This window comes from Kitasatospora sp. NPDC056783, assembly GCF_042789895.1.
Classification (GTDB): domain Bacteria; phylum Actinomycetota; class Actinomycetes; order Streptomycetales; family Streptomycetaceae; genus Kitasatospora.
In genome coordinates this window covers 1-17,314 of record NZ_JBHUAF010000166.1, presented here as the reverse complement: position 1 = coordinate 17,314, position 17,314 = coordinate 1, and the positions used below count along the sequence as shown (strand labels likewise).

15 protein-coding genes are annotated in these 17,314 nt (G+C 75.5%); 8 read left to right on the top strand and 7 right to left on the bottom strand.

The genetic code is table 11. The features are described from left to right. Positions 1–164 precede the first annotated feature (164 nt). Entirely contained in the window at positions 165–809 is a 645-nt protein-coding gene (locus tag ACFRMQ_RS22995; RefSeq protein ID WP_380732435.1) for a maleylpyruvate isomerase family mycothiol-dependent enzyme, read from the top strand. A 67-nt stretch (positions 810–876) separates the two neighbouring features. On the opposite strand, the gene ACFRMQ_RS22990 is transcribed toward ACFRMQ_RS22995, so the two are convergent. Further along, positions 877–1,593: a PIG-L deacetylase family protein gene (locus ACFRMQ_RS22990; protein WP_380732434.1), complete on the bottom strand. Its 717-nt coding sequence runs from the start codon at positions 1,591–1,593 to the stop codon at positions 877–879. 166 nt (positions 1,594–1,759) lie between these two features. Here ACFRMQ_RS22990 and asnB point away from each other — a divergent pair, with 166 nt between their 5' ends. The 4 genes from asnB (at position 1,760) to ACFRMQ_RS22970 (ending at position 7,297) form a co-directional block, all read left to right on the top strand. Further along, positions 1,760–3,658, top strand: coding sequence for an asparagine synthase (glutamine-hydrolyzing) (gene asnB / locus ACFRMQ_RS22985; protein ID WP_380732433.1), 1,899 nt, complete (start codon positions 1,760–1,762; stop codon positions 3,656–3,658). After that, positions 3,655–4,671, top strand: a complete 1,017-nt coding sequence (locus tag ACFRMQ_RS22980; RefSeq protein WP_380732432.1) for a PrpF domain-containing protein — start codon at positions 3,655–3,657, stop codon at positions 4,669–4,671. The genes asnB and ACFRMQ_RS22980 overlap by 4 nt, the downstream gene beginning before the upstream one ends. A 227-nt stretch (positions 4,672–4,898) precedes the next feature. Then, entirely contained in the window at positions 4,899–5,669 is a 771-nt protein-coding gene (locus ACFRMQ_RS22975; RefSeq protein ID WP_380732430.1) for an SDR family oxidoreductase, read from the top strand. A 56-nt stretch (positions 5,670–5,725) separates the two neighbouring features. Then, entirely contained in the window at positions 5,726–7,297 is a 1,572-nt protein-coding gene (locus ACFRMQ_RS22970; RefSeq protein ID WP_380732428.1) for a class I tRNA ligase family protein, read from the top strand. Positions 7,298–7,616: 319 nt separating this feature from the next. Here the strand turns inward: ACFRMQ_RS22970 and ACFRMQ_RS22965 are convergent, their stop codons facing one another. After that, positions 7,617–9,188: a serine protease gene (locus ACFRMQ_RS22965; RefSeq protein WP_380732427.1), complete on the bottom strand. Its 1,572-nt coding sequence runs from the start codon at positions 9,186–9,188 to the stop codon at positions 7,617–7,619. Positions 9,189–9,314: 126 nt separating this feature from the next. Here ACFRMQ_RS22965 and ACFRMQ_RS22960 point away from each other — a divergent pair, with 126 nt between their 5' ends. Both ACFRMQ_RS22960 and ACFRMQ_RS22955 read left to right on the top strand, forming a co-directional pair. Further along, a complete protein-coding gene (locus ACFRMQ_RS22960) occupies positions 9,315–10,010 on the top strand; it encodes an RNA polymerase sigma factor (protein WP_380732426.1) in 696 nt (231 codons plus the stop codon). Continuing rightward, positions 10,007–11,143, top strand: a complete 1,137-nt coding sequence (locus ACFRMQ_RS22955; RefSeq protein ID WP_380732425.1) for a CU044_5270 family protein — start codon at positions 10,007–10,009, stop codon at positions 11,141–11,143. The genes ACFRMQ_RS22960 and ACFRMQ_RS22955 overlap by 4 nt, the downstream gene beginning before the upstream one ends. Positions 11,144–11,153: 10 nt before the next feature. Here ACFRMQ_RS22955 and ACFRMQ_RS22950 read toward each other — a convergent pair whose 3' ends face one another. The 5 genes from ACFRMQ_RS22950 to ACFRMQ_RS22930 all read right to left on the bottom strand — a co-directional run bounded on the left by ACFRMQ_RS22950 (position 11,154) and on the right by ACFRMQ_RS22930 (position 15,347). Then, the gene (locus ACFRMQ_RS22950; protein ID WP_380732424.1) at positions 11,154–11,612 is read right to left on the bottom strand and encodes a Fur family transcriptional regulator; all 459 of its coding nucleotides are present in this window, start codon (positions 11,610–11,612) and stop codon (positions 11,154–11,156) included. A 145-nt stretch (positions 11,613–11,757) separates the two neighbouring features. Continuing rightward, positions 11,758–12,708: an NADP-dependent oxidoreductase gene (locus ACFRMQ_RS22945; protein ID WP_380732423.1), complete on the bottom strand. Its 951-nt coding sequence runs from the start codon at positions 12,706–12,708 to the stop codon at positions 11,758–11,760. A gap of 90 nt (positions 12,709–12,798) precedes the next feature. Continuing rightward, positions 12,799–13,803: a LuxR C-terminal-related transcriptional regulator gene (locus ACFRMQ_RS22940; RefSeq protein WP_380732422.1), complete on the bottom strand. Its 1,005-nt coding sequence runs from the start codon at positions 13,801–13,803 to the stop codon at positions 12,799–12,801. Positions 13,804–13,960: 157 nt separating this feature from the next. After that, positions 13,961–14,536 carry a class I SAM-dependent methyltransferase gene (locus ACFRMQ_RS22935; RefSeq protein WP_380732421.1) on the bottom strand — a complete coding sequence of 192 codons (576 nt, stop codon included), beginning with the start codon at positions 14,534–14,536 and terminating at the stop codon, positions 13,961–13,963. A 310-nt stretch (positions 14,537–14,846) separates the two neighbouring features. Then, a complete protein-coding gene (locus ACFRMQ_RS22930; RefSeq protein ID WP_380732419.1) occupies positions 14,847–15,347 on the bottom strand; it encodes a GNAT family N-acetyltransferase in 501 nt (166 codons plus the stop codon). Between the two features lie 415 nt (positions 15,348–15,762). On the opposite strand from ACFRMQ_RS22930, the gene ACFRMQ_RS22925 reads away from it, so the two are divergent. After that, positions 15,763–17,205 carry an MFS transporter gene (locus ACFRMQ_RS22925; protein WP_380732417.1) on the top strand — a complete coding sequence of 481 codons (1,443 nt, stop codon included), beginning with the start codon at positions 15,763–15,765 and terminating at the stop codon, positions 17,203–17,205. Positions 17,206–17,314 lie beyond the last annotated feature (109 nt).

Here is a 17,314-nt window from a genome sequence, read left to right as displayed (position 1 = left end):
GCCGAGCGCCTGCCCCTGGAGGGCGCGCCCAACCTGCACGACATCACCCTGAACCGCTCCACCGCCGCGCCGGAGAACCACCGCGACCTCGCCCCGGCCGGACCGGTGCGGGAGCCCTCGGTCCGACAACTGATCGGCAGTCCCACCTGACAGGAGAGAGCACCATGACCACCACGCGCGACCCGGACCGCCCCGGCAGACTCCTGCGCGTCGAGCGCGAGACCCTGCTGCCCCTGCTGCGCCACACCCCGCCCACCGCCTTCGAGCTGCCCACCGCCTGCCCGGACTGGACGGTGCGCGAACTGCTCGCCCACTGCGGCGCCGCGCTGCTGCGGATCATCGAGGGACGGCTGCCCGCCTTCACGCCCGAGCACAACGCCGCCGACGTCGCGGAGCGGGCCGACTGGCCGATCGGGCGGATCCTGGACGAGCTGGAGTTCGGCATGACCGAGGCCGGTCCGGCGATCGAGGCGGCCGACGGCGCGCTGGACGTCATCGCCCTCGGCGAGTGGGTGCACGCCGGGGACGTCCGGGAGGCGCTGGGCCTGCCCGGGGCGTACGAGAGCCTCGGGACGAGCGACGCGATCGCCCTGCTGGCCACCGTCAGCCAGGAGCGGCTGACGCCCCGGGTCTGCGCGATCACGCCGCACGGCGACTGGGTTCTGGGCAACGTGGTGGACGGCCGGGCGGCGGCCGAGTTGAGCTGTGACGAGGGCACGCTGATCCGGATGTACACCGGACGGCCGGTGGCGCCGGAGCGCTACCGGCTGGCCGGGGCGTCGCGCGAGGAACTGGTCATCTACCGGTAGGGACGGTCGCCGGGCCTTCCGGGAAGGTGGTCCGCATCCGCCGGGGAGGCAGCTCCGGGGTGGTGGGTCAGTTCAGCTCCACCACCTGGAACGCCTCGGCGAGCCGGCCCTCGGGCAGCCGGCCCTCCCGGGCGTGCTCGGTCTGCCAGCGGTGCAGCAGCGTCCGCAGGTCGTCCAGGTGGGCGGTCTGCGAGGTGTGCAGCCGCAGGGCGGCCAGCTTCCGGTCGAACAGCTCGGTGACGTCCACGAAGTGGTTCGGCGTCGGGCCCATGATCATCCAGAGCTCCGGCACCTCCCAGGCGTCCAGCCCGAGCGCCCGCAGCTCCGGGTGGGCGAAGGGGTTGCGGGCGTCCGGGTAGACCGCGCGCAGCGCCGCCTCCCCGGCCGCCCGGTGGTCGGGGTGGACGTCGGCGATCCGGGCCCAGTTGATCTCCGGGCTCGGCAGCACCACGACGTCCGGCCGCACCTGGCGGACCACGCGGGTGATGTCCCGGCGCAGCTCCATGGTGGGCTCCAGCCGGCCGTCCGGGTGGCCGAGGAAGCGCACCTCCCGGACTCCGGTGTACGAGGCGGCGGCGCGCTGTTCGGCGCGGCGCAGCGGCGCGATGCTCTGGCGGGGGAGGGCGGTGTCGTAACCGCCGTTGTCGCCGTCGGTGAGCACGCAGTAGGTGACCTCGGTGCCCTGGGCGGTCCAGTGCATCACGGTGCCGGCGACGCAGAACTCGGTGTCGTCGGGGTGGGCGGTCACCACCAGGGCGCGGCGGGGGGCGGGGCGCGCGGTCAACGGGCCTCCTCTCGACGGGACTTCGGCGGGACATCCGCAGGACCCCGCCAGCTTCGCCGTCCGGTGTCCCGGGGCACAACGGAGAGCGCGTGGCGTGCACCGGCCATGGCGTCAGTAGGCCATGGCAAAGATTTGGGAGAGCAAAACCAGCGAAGGGGTGTGCTCGATGTGCAGGATCTTCGGCCGGCTGGGAGAAGGCCCGGCCACCCGGGTCGACCGGACCGATCTGGCCCGCGTCGCGGCGCGTCAGCGCCACGGCGGCCCCGACCGGCAGTCCGTGCTGGCCGGCGACGGCTGGGCGCTCGGCTGCAACCGGCTGGCCGTCACCGACCCGGGCGGCGGCGACCAGCCGTACCGGCTCGGCCACGCCTTCGAGGACGGCATCCTGGTCGTCTTCAACGGCGAGATCTACAACCACGCCGAACTGCGCCGCCGGCTGCTCACCCGCGGCCACCGGCTGCCCGACCGCTGCGACGGCTCGGTGCTGCCCGCGCTGTACGCCGAGTACGGGCCGGCCTTCGTCGAGCAACTGGACGGGATGTACGCGGTCGCGGTGCTCGACCTGCGTGCCGCCGAACCCGAACTCCTCATTGCCACCGATCCGTTGGGCATGAAGCCGGTCTACTACCACCTGGGTGCGGACGGCCTGGAGTTCGCCTCCGAGCTGCCCGCGCTGCTGGCCTTCCCGGCCGTACGGCGGGAGCGCTGGGAGCCCGGGCTGGACCGCTACCTGCGCTACCGCACCCCGCTCGGCGAGCGGACGCTGTACCGGCACGTCCGGGTGCTGCCGCCGGCCGCCGTCGCCCGGTACTCGGTGTCGGGCGGGTTGCGGATCTCGCGGCGGGAGGCGCCGGCGGAGGCCGGTGCCGATGCCGCTGTCGGTGCTGGTGTCGGTGGCGGCTTCGGTTCCGCTGCCGGCTTCGGTGCCGGCTTCGGCGCCGGTCTCGCTCGCGGCGACCGGGACGAGGCCGGCGCCGGGCGGGACACCCTCGCCGCGCTGCACCACGAGGTCGGCAGGCTGGCCCGCGCCGACGTGCCGGTGGCCGTGGTCGCCAGCGGCGGCCTGGACTCCGGACTGGTCACCGCGCTCGCCGCGCAGCACCTGCCGGACCTGCACACCTTCACCCTGGTCCACCCCGGCCACTGGCCCGGCGACGAGCGCCGCTACGCCGCCGAGGTCGCCCGGTACTGCGGCGCCGTCCACCACGAGGTCGAACTCGACCCGGCCGACCTGCCCGACCTGCTGCCGCGCACCGTCGCCCACCTCGGCCAGCCCAACGCCGACCCGATCACCGCCTCCACCCATGCCCTGTTCGCCGAGGTCCGGGCCGCCGGCTTCACCGTCGCGCTCACCGGAGACGGGGCCGACGAACTGTTCGGCGGCTACGACCGCATCCGCACCGCCGTCGCCACCCCGCCCGGGCGGCCGTGGGCCGGGGCGTACCTGGAGGAGGTGGCGGCGGTGCCGACCGCGCTGCGGGAGCGGTTGTACACCGCCGAGTACCGGGCCGAACTGCGGGCCGAGTCGGGCACCGGGTCGGGCACCGAACCGGGCGCCGAGGAACCCGCGCTGAGGGAGGAGCCCGACCGGATGGCCGCCATCTGGCGCTTCGAGACCGGCCTGCGGATGCCCGCCTACCACCTGCGCCGGGTCGACCACCTCAGCATGGCCTCGGCGGTCGAGGTGCGGCTGCCGTACCTCCAGCCCGCCGTCCACGGTCTCGCCCACCGGCTCCCCGGGCACCTCAAGGTCTCCGGCGGGCGGGTCAAGAAGCCGCTGTACGCCGCCGCCCGGGGGCTGGTCCCGGACTCCGTGCTGCGCAGGCCCAAGCAGCCGTTCACCCTGCCGGTCACCGCCATGCTCGCCCCCGGGCAGCCGCTCGCCGCCTTCGCCCGCGACATCCTGGCCCCGGACCGGGTGCGCCGGGACGGGCGGCTGCGCGCCGAACGGGTCACCGCGCTGCTTGACCGCAAGGCGGGCGTGCCGGAGGACACCGCCGCCCGCGCCGTCTGGGCGCTGCTGGTCCACCAGCTCTGGGCGGACGGCGAATCGGCCCGGCATTGAGCGACACACCCCTGATCGGCCGTCCCGTGGTGGGCCACCTCGCACGGGCCGTCGGCGCGCCCTGCCCGACCCTGGTCCTGGACGCGGCCCTGCTGCCCGCCGACGAGTGGCGGCTGCGCCCCGCCCTGGCCGCGATCCGCCGCCAAGTCGGCGGACAGGTGGTGAAGTTCGCGCTGATCTCCCGGTCGGCGGAGCCGGGGTGGGACCTCGACTACCGCTTCGTCCAGGGCCTGCCGGGCCGGGCCGAGCGCTTCGACTTCGGAGCCGCCTGCGGGCACTCCGGACTGGCGGCCGCACTGGTCGCCGAACTGCTGGGCTGGGTGGGGCCGTTGCGGCATCCGGGCGCGGCGGTGCGGCTGCGCGGCCGGGGCGGCACCCTGGTGGTCGAGGCCGCCGGGGAGCCGTCCGCCGGGACGTCGCCTCTCGGGGAGTGCGAGTACACGCTGCACTACGAGCCGGAAGCGGACCAGGAGTTGCTGCCCACCGGCCGGGCGTACGAACCGCTGCGGACGAACGCGGGTGACGTCGGCGCCTCGCTGGTCTCGTTCGGCAACCCGTACGCCTTCGTGGCCGCCGCCGACCTCGGACTACGGGGCAGCGCCGAACTGTTCGCCGCCGACGCCCGGGTGGCGGCCCGGCTGGCCCCGGTCCGCGCGGCCGCCGCCGCCCGGCTCGGCCACCCCGCCGACGGCGCCCTGCCCAAACTCGCGCTGCTCGGCGCCGCCGAGACCGCCGGGCTGCCCGTCCGAGCCCTCACCGTCACCGGCTGGCACCCCGCGCTCGCCCTCACCGGCGCCGTCTGCCTCGCCGCCGCCCTCACCCTCCCCGGCACCCTCCCGCACCGCCTCGCCGGCGCCGCCGCACCGCCCCTGCTCACCCCCGCCGGGCCGGTCACCGCCACCGCCGTCCGGGCGGCCGGACGCCTCGCCCGGGTGACCGTCCCGCACAAGCGGGCCCGGGTCCTGGGCCGGGTCGTCCTGGCCGGAGGCGGGCCCGCGGTCGAGGCCGCCTGAGCCCCGGCGGCAGCCCCGTGGCGGCCACACGCCACGGCGGGGGCACGCCGTGCTCAGGGCGCCACCGGGGTCGGAGGGGCTGGAACGATGGGTCGTACGCGGTGTCGCGCCGCGCGCGGTGCCCGATCGCTCCGGGGCCCCGCCCCACCCTTTCCCACGCGCGCCGCAGGGCTGCCGCCGTGTCCGCGTCCGGCCGCGTCCGGCCGCACGACAGAAGGAACGTGCCCATGAGATTCCACAACCTGAGGGTCGTCGTCACCGGCGCGTCCCGTCCGTTCGGCCGCTCCCTGGCGATCGGCTTCGCCCACCTCGGGGCCGAGGTGTTCGTGTCCGCGCGGACCAAGTCCGCGGCGGAGGTGGTCAGCGGGCAGATCGAGGGCGTGGCGTGCGAACGCATCCACACCTTCGGCTGCGACCTGAGCAAGCCCGCCGAGATCGCCCGGTTCGCCCGCCAGGTCGGCGAGTCGACCGACCGCGTCGACCTGCTGGTCAACAACGGCGCGCGCTGGCTCGGCGGCGTCGCGCTCGACGACGCCTCCGACGAGCAGATCGTCGAGACGATCGGCGCGACCGCCGGCGGCACCGTGCTGATGGTCAAGCACTTCCTGCCCCTGCTGCGGAACTCCCCGCGCCCCGACATCGTCAACATGGTCTCGGTGTCCGGGCTGGACACCGATGACGGCTCGCCCGCCCACGACGCCTTCCACGCCGCGAAGAGCGCCCAGGCCGGGTTCGCGGACGTGCTGGCCCGGCGGCTGCGGCCCTCCGGGGTGCGGGTGATGGCGCTCTACCCGCCCGACTTCTCCAGCTCCGACCCGAGCGCCGCCGAATGGGACGGCGCCCACCACGGGGCCCACCAGGGCGACGGCGCCCGCCCCGGCGCCCGGCACAGCCCGCGCGAACGGCTCACCGCGCAGGCCCTGTTCGACTGCCTCGCCTTCGCGGTCGACCAGCCGAGGGACTGTTTCATCCGGTCCTTCCACTTCGAACCCCGATGACGGGGCGGAGCGAGCGAACGACGACGGGGGCAACCCGACGGCAAGGAGGCCCGTCCATGACCACCACACCCATCCGGATCACCGCCACCGCGCCGGTGCCCAACGGGGAACTGCACGTCGGCCACCTGGCCGGCCCGTACGTCGCCGCGGACGTGCTGCGGCGCTTCCTGCGGGCGGACGGCCGTCCGGTACGGCTGAGCAGCGGAATCGACCAGCACCACACGGCGGTCCGGCTCTGCGCCCTGACGCAGGGGCGCAAGGCCGAGGAGGTCGCCGACGGCTACGGCGAGAGCATCACGGTGGACCTGCAACGGGCCGGCGTCGAGTTCGACGCCCTGCTGCACCCGGACCGCGAACCCGGCTACCGCACCCACGTGCAGGACCTGCTCGCCCGGCTGCACGCCGACGGAACGGTGGTGGCCCGCAGCCGGCTGCTGCCGTACTGCCGGCCCTGCGAGCGCTGGCTGCACGGCGTGCTGGTCACCGGCGGCTGCCCGTACTGCGGCGCCACCTCGGGCGGCAACGTCTGCCGCTCCTGCGCCCGCCCCAACGACTGCGGGGACCTGCTGCGCCCGCTCTGCGTGCTCTGCGGCACCCCGGCCGACCTGCGCCAGTACCGGCGGCTCTACCTGCCGCTGGAGGCGCACCGCGAGGCGCTGCTCGACCACTGGGCGGCCACCCCGATGGCGCCGCGGCTCGCCGTGCTGTGCGAGCAGATGGCCCGGGACGGCCTGGCGGAGGTCGCGGTAAGCCACCCGGCGGACTGGGGCGTGGAGGTGACCGTGCCCGGTTTCGAGGAGCAGCGGGTGGACTCCCGCTTCGAGGCCGTGGCCGCGCACCTGCTGGCCGAGGACGGGCAGCCGGACGGGGTGCTCCAGTTCTTCGGCTTCGACCACGCGCACCTGCGACTGGCCCTACTCCCGGCCCTGCTGCTGCACCTGGGCCGGCCGGTGCCGGTCGGCCACCAGGCCAACGAGGCGTACCGCTTCCTGGGCCGCCGGATGTCCACCGGGCAGCGGCACGCGGTCTGGGCCCTGGACGCCCTGACCGAGGGCGGTTCCGACGCGCTGCGCCGGCACGTGCTGTCCCAGCGGCCGGTGGGCCGCCCGACCGACTTCACGCTGGAGGGGCTGGACGGCTCCCGCCAGGTGCTGGAGGAGGAGTGGAACCCCTGGCTGGTCCGGCTGTTCGCCGACCTGCGGGAGGACTGCCACGGCAGCGTCCCGGACACGGCACCCGGCGGAGCCGGCTGGACCCACCTGCGCGAGCGGCTGTCCGTCACGGCGGCCGAACTGCGCGTCGCCTACCGGCCGGAGAGCTTCGACCCGCGCCGCGCCGTCGCCCTGCTGGACGAAGCCGTCCGGCTGGTGGGCGAGTTCCAGCTGGTCAACGGGTACGAGCGGGACCGTGCCGACGACCGGTCCCGCCACCGGGCCGCCCTGGTGGCCCAGTTGGCCGTCGCCCGGGCCCTGGCCGCCTGGGCCTGGCCGGTGATGCCCGAGGGCGCCGCCCGGCTCGCCCGCGCCCTCGGCGACCGGCCCGGCGCCCCGATCACCCCGGACACCCTCACCCCACCCCTCCCGGGCACCCGCCCGACCCCACCCACCGGCCCGGTCTTCGGCTTCTGACGGCCCCCGCCCCCTGCCACCCCGCCTGCCAGCCGTCCCCCTGCCACCCGTCCCCCTGCCACCCCCGCCCTTCAGCTGGGCGTTGCATGAAGCAGCGAACGAGCGCGGGAGCGGTAGAGCTGTCCGGAGGAAGTTCAGGTGACAGAAGGGCCCGGGGAAAGACTTGGTGCCGGCCTCCTCGATCGAGGAGGCCGGCACCAGAGGGATCACCCCGTGTCCTTGTGCGCGCCTGCGGAGCGGAGGCGGCCCAGGAACACCTCGGCAGGTGGTTGGAGGGGCGCCCGGAGCAGGCCGCGGCCGTCGCCGGCCACCCGCCCGGTCACCGGGTTCGGTAGGCGTCGGTGATGGTCTGGTCGAGGGTGTTGCCGTCGGCGTCGGTGAGTTCGGCGCGCAGGGAGACGCCGGTGCCCGCCGCCGGGTTCCGGACGGTGACGGCGCCCGACTCGACCGGGAGCCGGGTCCAGGAGGCGCCGCCGTCGGTGGACGCGGAGACGGTGAGCGAGCGGACGCGGCCGTCCGCCGCGGCGCCCTGGACGGTGACCGGGACGCGGATGGCGCTGCCGGCCGCCGCGGCGCCGGCGGGGTCGAGCTCGGGGGAGAAGCGCACCACGCTCACCGGGAGCGCGGCCGGGCCGCTCGTGGTGGCCGAGGCGAAGGTCCAGGAGGCGGTCACCCGGGTGGTCGCGCCGGCGGCGGCCTTGCGGGTCACGGTGGTGGCCAGGCGGTAGGAGCCCGGTGCCGGGGGCACGGTGAACTCGCCGCGCCCGGGGGCGCCCGAGGTGCCGACCAGCGCGCCGTCGCGGTACAGCGAGGTGTAGGCGGTGTCGAAGGACGGGGCCGACGGCGTGTGGCCGTCGCCGTCGGCGAGCAGCGGGATGTCCGCGGTGATCCGGTCGCCGTCGCGCGAGACGGCGGGGCGCTCGGTCAGCGCGGGGCCGAAGACCGGGCCGTCGAAGGTCCGGGTGGTGGTGGCCCCGGCCCGGACGGCGACGCGCTCGGTGGTGTAGGAGTTCGGCGCCGACTCGTCGGCGCGGGGGGCGGTGTAGCCGACGTCCCAGGTGCCGCGTTCGGGCGTGACGACGAAGGTGGCGGTGCCGGGCGTCGCCATGCTGCGGGTGACGCCGATGGACTTCCCGTCGGAGGGCTGGAAGCTGAGCAGGCCGACCCCGGCGCCGCCCGGTCCGGCGGCGCCGCGGACGTTCAGGGTGGCCAGCTCCGGCGCGGAGTACTGGCGGGTGAGCCCGGTCAGGGCGCGGTTGCCGGAGAAGGCCGGGCCGAGCAGGTAGTCGACGCTGTCGGTCTTCCAGTTGACGTCGAACCACTGCTTCACCGCCCCGGCCTCGGTCTCCGGCCCCAGGTGGGCCACACGCAGGTTCGGCGACCCGTTGGCGACCTCGACCGTCCTGGTGGCACCCCCGTGGGTGACCGAGACGAACATCGCGCTGTGCACGAAGGCCGCGGAGCCGTCCGGCGGCCGGACGGAGACGGGGGCGGTGGTCCGGGCGTCGACGGTGACGGTGGTGTCGTGGTCGAGGTCCAGACGCGGTTGGACGACCCAGTCCGTCCAGATCGTGCCACCCGGCTCCAGGCCCGAGGCCAGGGTGCTGTCCAGCAGGTACCGGCCCTTGGGCAGCCGTAGGGTGGTGACGCCGGAGGGGGCTTCCGGCTGGACCGAGGTGTCCGCGCCGGGGCCGGAGATCCCGGTGACGTTGGTGCGGTACGGCGCCGTCGGCCGGCCGTCGCGGTCCAGGTGCCTGATCGTCAGGGTGTACGTCTCCGGCTCGGCGGCGAAGGCCGCGCCGCCCCAGGCGGGGGCCGCGCCGCCGACCAGGGCGACGGTGGCGGCCAGGGCCCGGAGGACGGTGCGGCGGGGGAGGGAAGTGGCGGTCATGCTCTGTACTGCTCGGCCGGGCACCGGAGTTCCTGTGATCCGGGCCACACCGGGGCGACGACGGCTGTGGCGCAGGTCACCGGAACCGGGGGGTCCGACCGGGCAGGGCGGAGTGTGGAAGCACTCATGAGAACGCGTCTTCGCCGCGGCGACCCGGACGCCTTGGGCGAGCTGTACGACGAGCACGCCCAGGTGTTGTACCGCTATGCCCTCCGGGTGACGGGCGACTGGGCGGAAGCCGAGGACGTCGTCTCGACGACCTTCCTGGAGGCCTGGCGCGGCCGGGAGAAGCTGCACCCGGACGGCGACGGCCTGCGCCCGTGGCTGCTGGGGATCGCCACCAACACCATGCGCCGCAACGCCCGGGCCCGCCGGCGCCGTGACGTCGCGCTCGCCCGGGTCCCGGAGCGTGGGGCGGTTCCGGACTTCGCCGACGACCTGGTCGCGCACCTCGCGGACGTCGAGGAGCTGCGTGCCGCGCACCGCGCGCTCGCCCGGCTCCGGCGCCGCGACCGGGAGGTCTTCACCCTCGTGGTGTGGGCCGGACTGGACTACGCGAGCGCGGCGGAGGCGCTCGGCACGCCGGTCGGCACCGTCCGCTCACGGCTGTCCCGGGCGCGCGCCCGGCTGCGCGAACTCACCGCGGCCGAGGCGAGGGCCGAGGCGAGGGCCGAGGCGAGGGCCAACGCCAAGGCTGATGCCAAGGTCAACGCCAAGGTCAGCGCCAAGGCCGGTGCCGAGGCCGGAAGGCGCACCACCGCCCTGTCCGTACCCGGCCGCCTCCCCGCGCTCCGGCCGTCTACCCAGGAGAGCCACGGATGAACGCCACCCCACGGCGCGGAACGCGGAACCCGGCCGAGGAGCCCGGGCGCCGCGAACTCGCCGAGCCGCTCCCTCCGCCGACGGTGCCCGGCCTGGCCGACGATCGCCGACTGCTGCTGCGGGAACGACTGTTGCGCGAGGCCCCGGCGCTCCAGCCGCATCCGGCCCCGGCGCGGCGGCGTCCGGCCTGGTACCGCAGTCCGGTCCGGATCGCGGTGCCGGCGCTCGCCGCCGCCCTGGCGATCGCCGGCGCCGTCGCGGTGGACCTCGACCACCCGGCCGGGCGCGGCCGTTCGGCGTCCGGGGCCGGTGCCGGCGACGCTCCCGAGGTGGTGCTGCTCCTCGACCGGATCGCCCTCGCCGCCGCCGGATCGGAGCAACCCGCCGTCCGCGCCGACCAGTTCGTCTACATCGAGAGCACCGTCGCCTACGCGGCGCAGAGCGCCGGGGGAGGCCCCGTGACGGTGGCGCCCGCGCACACCAGGCAGGTGTGGCAGTCCGCCGACGGCAGCCGCCCCGGACTGCTGCGCGAAGAGGGGGCGCCCGACGCTCCACTCCACGAGGACGGGCCGGTCCTCCACCTCGACCAGCGGGGCGCGGCGCCCAGGCCGGGGTCCGCGCGCCCCGGCGGCCCGTCGATCGGTGACCCGACCCACGCGTACGTCGCCTCGCTGCCCACCGATCCGGACGCGCTGCTGAAGCTCATCCGGGACGAGACCCGGGGTGCGGCCGGGGGCGCCGAAGGGCGGGACCAGCGGGCGTTCACGGCCATCGGCGACCTGCTGGCCGAGACCTGGGCGCCGCCGCAGGTCGGCGCCGCGCTCTACCGGGCGGCGGAACGCATCCCCGGTGTCACGGTCGTCCCGTCGGCCACCGACGCCGCCGGGCGCGAAGGCGTCGCCGTGGCCCGTACGGCGCACGGGCGGCAGACGCAGTGGGTGTTCGACCGGGCGACGTACGCGTTCCTCGGCGAGCGCACCGTCGTCACCGGAGCCGAAGGCGAAGGCGAAACCGAAGGCGGAGTGGAAGCCGGGGAGGCCGGGCCGCCGGTCGGGACGGTGCTCGGCGGCTCCGCCGTCCTCACCCGGGCCGCGGTCGACCGGGCCGGTGAACTCCCCTTGAAAGCCGGGTGATCGAGGCCGGTCACTCCGGGCGGCGGACCCGGCAGTCGGGGCATTCGCCGTGGAAGACCAGCTCGGTGTCGTCGACGCGCCAGCCCCGCAGGCCCTTGCGGGGCGGGGCGGGCGCCTCGGCGTCGACGTTGGCGACCCGGCCGCAGCGGGTGCACAGCGCGTGGTGGTGTGGGGGGCCGGAGAGCTCGAACACCGCGGTGCGCCCGGGGCGTTCGAACTTGCGGACCAGCCCGGTCTCCAGGAAGTTGCGGAGCATCTCGTAGACGGCCTGGCTGGTGAGCGTGCCGAGGCGGTCGCGGGCGGCCTCGGTGATGGACTCGACGTCCTGGTGCGGTTCGGCCGCGAGCAGCTGGAGCACCTCCAGCCGGGGACCGGTCACCCGTAGCCCCACGTCACGGAGTTGGCGGGCGGCGGCCTCGCGGTGCGCGGCCAGGAGTTCGCGGTCCGCCGTCAGGGTCTCGCGTGCCATCAGCCCCACCCACCACAGGTCGACCAAAGATTTGGTCTCATCGTACCTTGTGGCCCACCGCGGGAACCCGGGCCGCCCGATCGCGGGAACCCGGGCCGCCCGATCGCGGGAACCCGGGCCGCCCGCGCGCGGGAGGACGGCGAGGTCAGAAGGTCACGACGATCTTCCCGGTCAGACCGCCCGCCCGGAAGCGGTCGTGCGCCGCCCGGACGTCCTGGAGGCCGTAGCTCGCGTGCACCCGGAGCCGCAGCGCCCCGGCGTCGACGAGCGCGGCCAACTCGGCCAGCCCGGCGCCGTCCTCGCGCACCTGGTGGACGGTGGTGCGCACGCCCCGGGCGGAGAGGTCCGGGACGGGGCCGGCCTGGGTGGCGATCGACGCGTACCGGCCGCCGTCCGCGACCGCCTCGGTGACGAAGGCCCCGAAGGTGTCGAAGACCGCGTCGTAGCCACGGGCCGGGAAGGCGGCGGGGTCGGTGGAGACCAGGCCCGCGCCGTGCTCGCGGGCGAAGGCGGCCTGCTCGTCCCGGGAGACCAGGGCGTCGACCTCGATGCCGCGGGCCCGGGCGATCTGCAGGGCCAGCCCGCCGACCGCACCGGCCGCGCCGGCGATCAGCAGCCGCTGCCCGGCGGCCACCGCGAGCCAGTCCAGGGTCTGGAGCGCCGTCAGTCCGGGCAGCGGCAGCGTGGCGGCCTCGACCAGGCCGACCGCCCGCGGCGCGATGGCCACCGCCTCCTCCGGGAGCACGACCAGGTCGGCCCAGGTGCCCCGGGCGGTGCCGAGCTGGTGCGACATCGCGATGACCCGGTCCCCGACGCCCAGCCGGCCGGCGCCGTTGCCGCCAGCGCCGTTGCCGCCGTCGCCGTTGCCGTCGCCGCCACTCTCGACCACGACGCCCGCCAGGTCCCAGCCGAGCGTCATCGGGAGCGGGGGAGCGCCCTCGCCGATGGCGCCCTCCCGGGTCTTGTCGTCGACGGGGTTGATGCCGCTCGCCACCGTCCGCACCAGCACCTCCCCGGGGCCGGGCACGGGCCGGGGAGCCTCGACGAGGTCGAGGACCTCGGGGGTGCCGAAACGGTCGATCTGTATGGCGCGCACGGAGGGCCCTTCGGTCGGCGACGTCTGACGTCCCCTTGAACCCCTTCGCCGATCAAGGGATTCCCGGGCCCCTGGCCGACGGCCGCGCGCTCAGTCCAGCCAGCCGAGCTTCGCGGCCCGCACGCCCGCCTCGAAGCGGCTGGAGGCGCCGAGTTCCTGCATCACCTCGGAGAGCAGGCGGCTGAGGGTGCGCAGCGAGATGCCGAGGGAGCGGGCGATCTTCTCGTCCTTCATGCCCGCCGCGAGCATCCGGATCGCGGCGTGCTGCTGGTCGGTGAGGCGGTCGCTGCCGTGCTGGTACTCCTCGGTGCGGCCGAGGACGGCGGAGGTGTGCCAGCAGTAGTCGTAGAGCGCGGTGTAGGAGCGGACGAGGGCGGAGCCGCGGGCGAGGATGGCGCCGGAGTCGAGGTCGTCCGGGTCGATCGGGAGCAGGGCGAGGCGGCGGTCGCTGAGGATCATGTTGAGCGGGACGACGGCCGCGAGCCGCACCTCGACGCCGAGTTCGATCTGCCGCTGGAAGAAGCCGGCGAGGGCCGGGACGGAGAGGAAGCGCTGCTGGTAGATCGCCCGGACCCGGGCGCCGGCCTCGATCAGCCGGCGGTCGCGGTCGAGGCCGGCGGTGAGGAACTCGCCGGTGGGCAGGGCGCCCGGGTGCATGGAGGCGATCTCGGTGCGGACGGTGTCGGAGAGGCCCTCCAGTGTCTGCTGGACGCTGCTGCTGCCGGTCAGCACCTCGACCTCGACCTCGGAGGGCACCGCCACGCCGCCGCGCAGGTAGCGCCGGGTGAGTTCCTCGACGGCGGTGTAGGCGAGTTCGGTGCGCCGCTGGCGGGCGCGCGCCTCGTCGGCCTCGCGGGCGAGGACGCGCAGCAGGGCGACCTCCGGGTCGACCGCGGTGACCTGCGCGTCCTCGTCCGGTCCGGTGCCGCTGATCAGGCCGAGGGATTCCAACTCGGCCCAGCACTCGGCGGCTTGGGCGCCGGAGAGGCCGAGTTCGCCGGTGAGATCGGAGAAGCGGCGGGAGCCGCGGGCCCGGAGTGCGCGGTAGACGGACAGCGCGTGTTCGGAGGATCTGCCTCCGGTCGATGTCGCCAATGTCGCCCCCTCGCTTCACCCCTGGGAGGCATGGTACCTGAGGTTCCGTTACGTTCCGGAAACACAACGCCGGTGCTGGGCAGGGGTGTTCACCTCGCGTGAGGGGCGTCCTCCGGCTGTGGCGGGTGGCGGGTGCGGGTGCGGGTGCGGGTGGCTCTCAGGTGCGGCGGGCGCAGAGCAGGAAGGTGCTGGAGAGACCGTCGGGCAGCGGCCGGCGGTCGCGGCGCACGGTGCGCAGCCCGCAGGCGCGCAGGTCGGCCGGCGGGGTGAGGCCGCGCTGGTCCGGGGCGATCCAGTCGAGGGCGAGCAGGCCGCTCCTGGTGAGGTGGCCGGCGAGCCGCCGCAGCAGTGGTGCCCGTACCTGCTCGGGGAGTTCGAGGATCAGTCCGCCCGCGAGCATGACCAGGCCGTAGCGGCGGGGCGGGGTGAGTTCGGCGAGTTCGGCGCGGATCGCGGTGACCCGCCCGGGGTGGGTCTCGGGGAGGGTGGCGGCCCAGCTGCGCAGCCGGGCGAGCCGGGCCGGGTCGCGGTCGACGGCGTCGACGTCGAAGCCCTGGCGGGCGAGCGGGACGGCGAAGCGTCCGGAGCCCGCGCCGAGGTCGAGGACGGGGCCTCGGGTGGCGCGGGCGGCGCGCAGGTAGTCGAGGATGTCGGCGCCGTGCGGGAGGGGTTCGGCGGTGGGGCGCGGAACGGTCCGCAGGGTGCCGGCCGGGCGGGCGGTACGCGGCAGCATGGCTCCTCCGGGAGCTGAGGGTCTGCCCGGGCGGGGCAGGTGGGGGCGGTGCGTTCATTCTGCGCCCGCGGTGCGTGCCGGAGGGGTGGGCGGTGGCGGCGTGTTCGCGCCGCGGCCGGTGGACGCCAAGGGTGCCCGCTTCGGATACCCCCACCCCGTACGAGGGGCCGGCCCGCCGCGGGCCCGGGCGTCGCGGCGGATACCCCCCAGGGTGGCGGTCCGTCCCCGGTGGTGGCCGGAGCGTCGTCGGCGGAGTGCGGGGAATCACCCCGGGGAATCACCCGGGGGATACCCCCGCCCCGTACCCGGATCAGAGGGGGCGGCGCAGCCGGATGCCGGTGCCGGAGGGCTGGGCCTCACCGTCGGCGACGAAGCCGTGCCGGGCGAGGAAGGGGGTGGAGGGGTCGTCGCCGCCGTGGGTGCTCACCCACTGGTGGACCGCGCCGCGGGCCCGCTGCTGCTCGGTGAGCGCGCCGAGCAGGCCGCTGCCGATGCCCCGGCGGCGGTGTTCGACGGCCACGCACAGGGTGTAGACCTCGCCTGATCCGACCGTGGCGATGCCGCCGGCGGCCGCGCCGACGACCTCTCCGGCGTGTTCGGCGACCAGCCAGCCGAGCCAGCCGTCCCCGGCGCCGGTGCCGGAGATCTCGGCGGTAATCCGGCTGACGGGGCAGTAGGTGGCGATCAGGTGCTCGGTGCGCTGGCCGCCCAGGTGCTCCGCGTAGTCGTGGCGCCAGCAGGCCGCGAGGAGCCGGGAGATGGCGGCGGCCTCGGCCGGACGGGCCGGGTGCGGTTCCACCGTGGATTCCATCGTTCGGTCCTCATTTCGACGCGCGGGGGTTCGGGAGGCCAACGGGAGTTCGGGAGGCCAGTAGAGCGGAGGCCTATGGCGAAAGCAAGTCAGGCTCTGGCCAAGGGAGTTCTGCGAATTTACTTAGGAAACGGATAGCCGGATGCCTGGTCGCGGGCGGTGTGCCCGGCCGGGCGGGGTCCGGTCCGCCGCCCCTTCCCGGGCCCGCCGCATACCCCCCACCCCTCGGTGCCTCAAACCGGCTTCCGACTTCCACGGGTCAAACCCTACCCCCCTAGGGTATGCTCGAACACGTCCTCACCGGGGTCGTCGGCCGAGGGTGCTCACCATGCCCGTACCGGCAATTGACGACCAACGACCTTCGCCGCGGGTTCCGGCCCCCGGCAGATACCCCCCGACGGGTAGGGAGTTAGAGATGGCAAGCGACAACACCGGGCCGAACCCCCGGAGGTGGCGCGCACTGGCGCTGATCGCCGCAGCGCAGTTCGTGGTCATCATGGACACCTCGATCATCGGGGTGGCCCTGCCCAAGATGAAGGACGACCTCGGCTTCAGCCAGGGGAACCTGTCCTGGGTGTTCAACGCGTACGTGGTGGCCTTCGGCGGCCTGCTCCTGCTCGGCGGCCGGCTGTCCGACCTGCTCGGCGCCCGCCGCCTGTTCAGCACCGGCTGGGCGGTCCTCGGCGCCGGCTCGCTGCTCGCCGGCCTCGCCGGGAACGTCCCGACCGAACTGGCCGGCCGCGCCGTCCAGGGCCTCGGCGCCGCGATGATCGCCCCCTCGGCGCTCACCCTGCTGATGATGCTCTTCGGCGGCAATCCGAAGGAGCTGACCAAGGCCTTCGCCCTGTACGGCGCGGCGGCCCCGGCCGGCGGCACCGCGGGCGTCTTCCTCGGCGGCCTGATCACCCAGTACATCAGCTGGCCGTGGGTGTTCTACATCAACATCCCGGTGGCCCTGGTCGCGCTGCTCGCCACCCCCTCGCTGATGCCCTCCGCGCCCCGGCGCAGCGGCGGCATCGACATCATCGGCGCGCTCACCGTCACCGTCGGCCTGGCCGCCGCGGTGTACGCCATCGTCCGTGCCCCGGAGGAGGGTTGGGCCTCGGCCTCGACCCTGCTGACACTGGCCGGCGCGGTCGTGCTGCTGATCGCCTTCCTGGTCATCCAGGGCAAGCGCCGCGAGCCGCTGATGCGGCTGAGCATCTTCCGGGTGCCGAACCTCGGCGCCGCCAACCTCGCCCAGTTCCTGCTGGCCGCGGCCTGGGTGCCGATGTGGTTCTTCCTGAACCTCTACCTCCAGCAGGTGCTCCACCTCGGCGCCTTCGCCAGCGGCGCGGCCCTGCTGCCGATGACCGTCGCCATCATGGGCATCATGATCACCCTGGCGCCGCGGCTGATCGCCCGCTTCGGCCCCAAGGCGCTCGTCGTCACCGGCATGCTGGCCCTCGGCGCCGGACTGTTCGGGCTCTCGCTGGCCCGCCCGGACGGCAACTTCTGGACCGACGTGCTGCCCGCCTCCCTGCTCGCCGCGATCGGCATGGCGCTCGCCTTCATCCCGTCCCTCGGCACCGCGATCTCCAGCGCGCCCCCGCAGGACGGCGGCCTCGCCTCCGGCATCGTCAACACCGGCTACCAGGTCGGCTCGGCGCTCGGCCTGGCCGCGATGACCGCGCTGGCCGCCGCCCGGACCTCGGACTCCACGGTCGAGAGCCTGACCTCGGGCTTCTCGGCGGCGTTCATCGGCGCCGCGGCGATCGCGGTGGTCGGCGGCCTGCTCGCGGTGGTCACCCTGCGCACCCCGCGCCCCGAGGCCGCCGGCACCCCGGCCGGCGACACCCAGACCGCGACGGCCGCGTGAGGCCGTCCACCATCCCACCCCGGGGGGGGCCCCCCCCGGGGCGCGGCCCCCCCCCCCCCCCCCCCCGGGGCCCCCCCCCCGCCCCCCCCCCCCCCCCCCCCGGGCCCCC

Bases quoted from the DNA above. Each gene is read 5' to 3' on its own strand.
- asnB (WP_380732433.1), top strand. From the start codon at position 1,760: ATGTGCAGGATCTTCGGCCGGCTGGGAGAAGGCCCGGCCACCCGGGTC.
- ACFRMQ_RS22995 (WP_380732435.1), top strand. From the start codon at position 165: ATGACCACCACGCGCGACCCGGACCGCCCCGGCAGACTCCTGCGCGTC.
- ACFRMQ_RS22950 (WP_380732424.1), bottom strand. From the start codon at position 11,612: ATGGCACGCGAGACCCTGACGGCGGACCGCGAACTCCTGGCCGCGCAC.
- ACFRMQ_RS22960 (WP_380732426.1), top strand. From the start codon at position 9,315: ATGAGAACGCGTCTTCGCCGCGGCGACCCGGACGCCTTGGGCGAGCTG.
- ACFRMQ_RS22930 (WP_380732419.1), bottom strand. From the start codon at position 15,347: ATGGAATCCACGGTGGAACCGCACCCGGCCCGTCCGGCCGAGGCCGCC.
- ACFRMQ_RS22975 (WP_380732430.1), top strand. From the start codon at position 4,899: ATGAGATTCCACAACCTGAGGGTCGTCGTCACCGGCGCGTCCCGTCCG.
- ACFRMQ_RS22965 (WP_380732427.1), bottom strand. From the start codon at position 9,188: ATGACCGCCACTTCCCTCCCCCGCCGCACCGTCCTCCGGGCCCTGGCC.
- ACFRMQ_RS22955 (WP_380732425.1), top strand. From the start codon at position 10,007: ATGAACGCCACCCCACGGCGCGGAACGCGGAACCCGGCCGAGGAGCCC.
- ACFRMQ_RS22925 (WP_380732417.1), top strand. From the start codon at position 15,763: ATGGCAAGCGACAACACCGGGCCGAACCCCCGGAGGTGGCGCGCACTG.
- ACFRMQ_RS22935 (WP_380732421.1), bottom strand. From the start codon at position 14,536: ATGCTGCCGCGTACCGCCCGCCCGGCCGGCACCCTGCGGACCGTTCCG.
- ACFRMQ_RS22970 (WP_380732428.1), top strand. From the start codon at position 5,726: ATGACCACCACACCCATCCGGATCACCGCCACCGCGCCGGTGCCCAAC.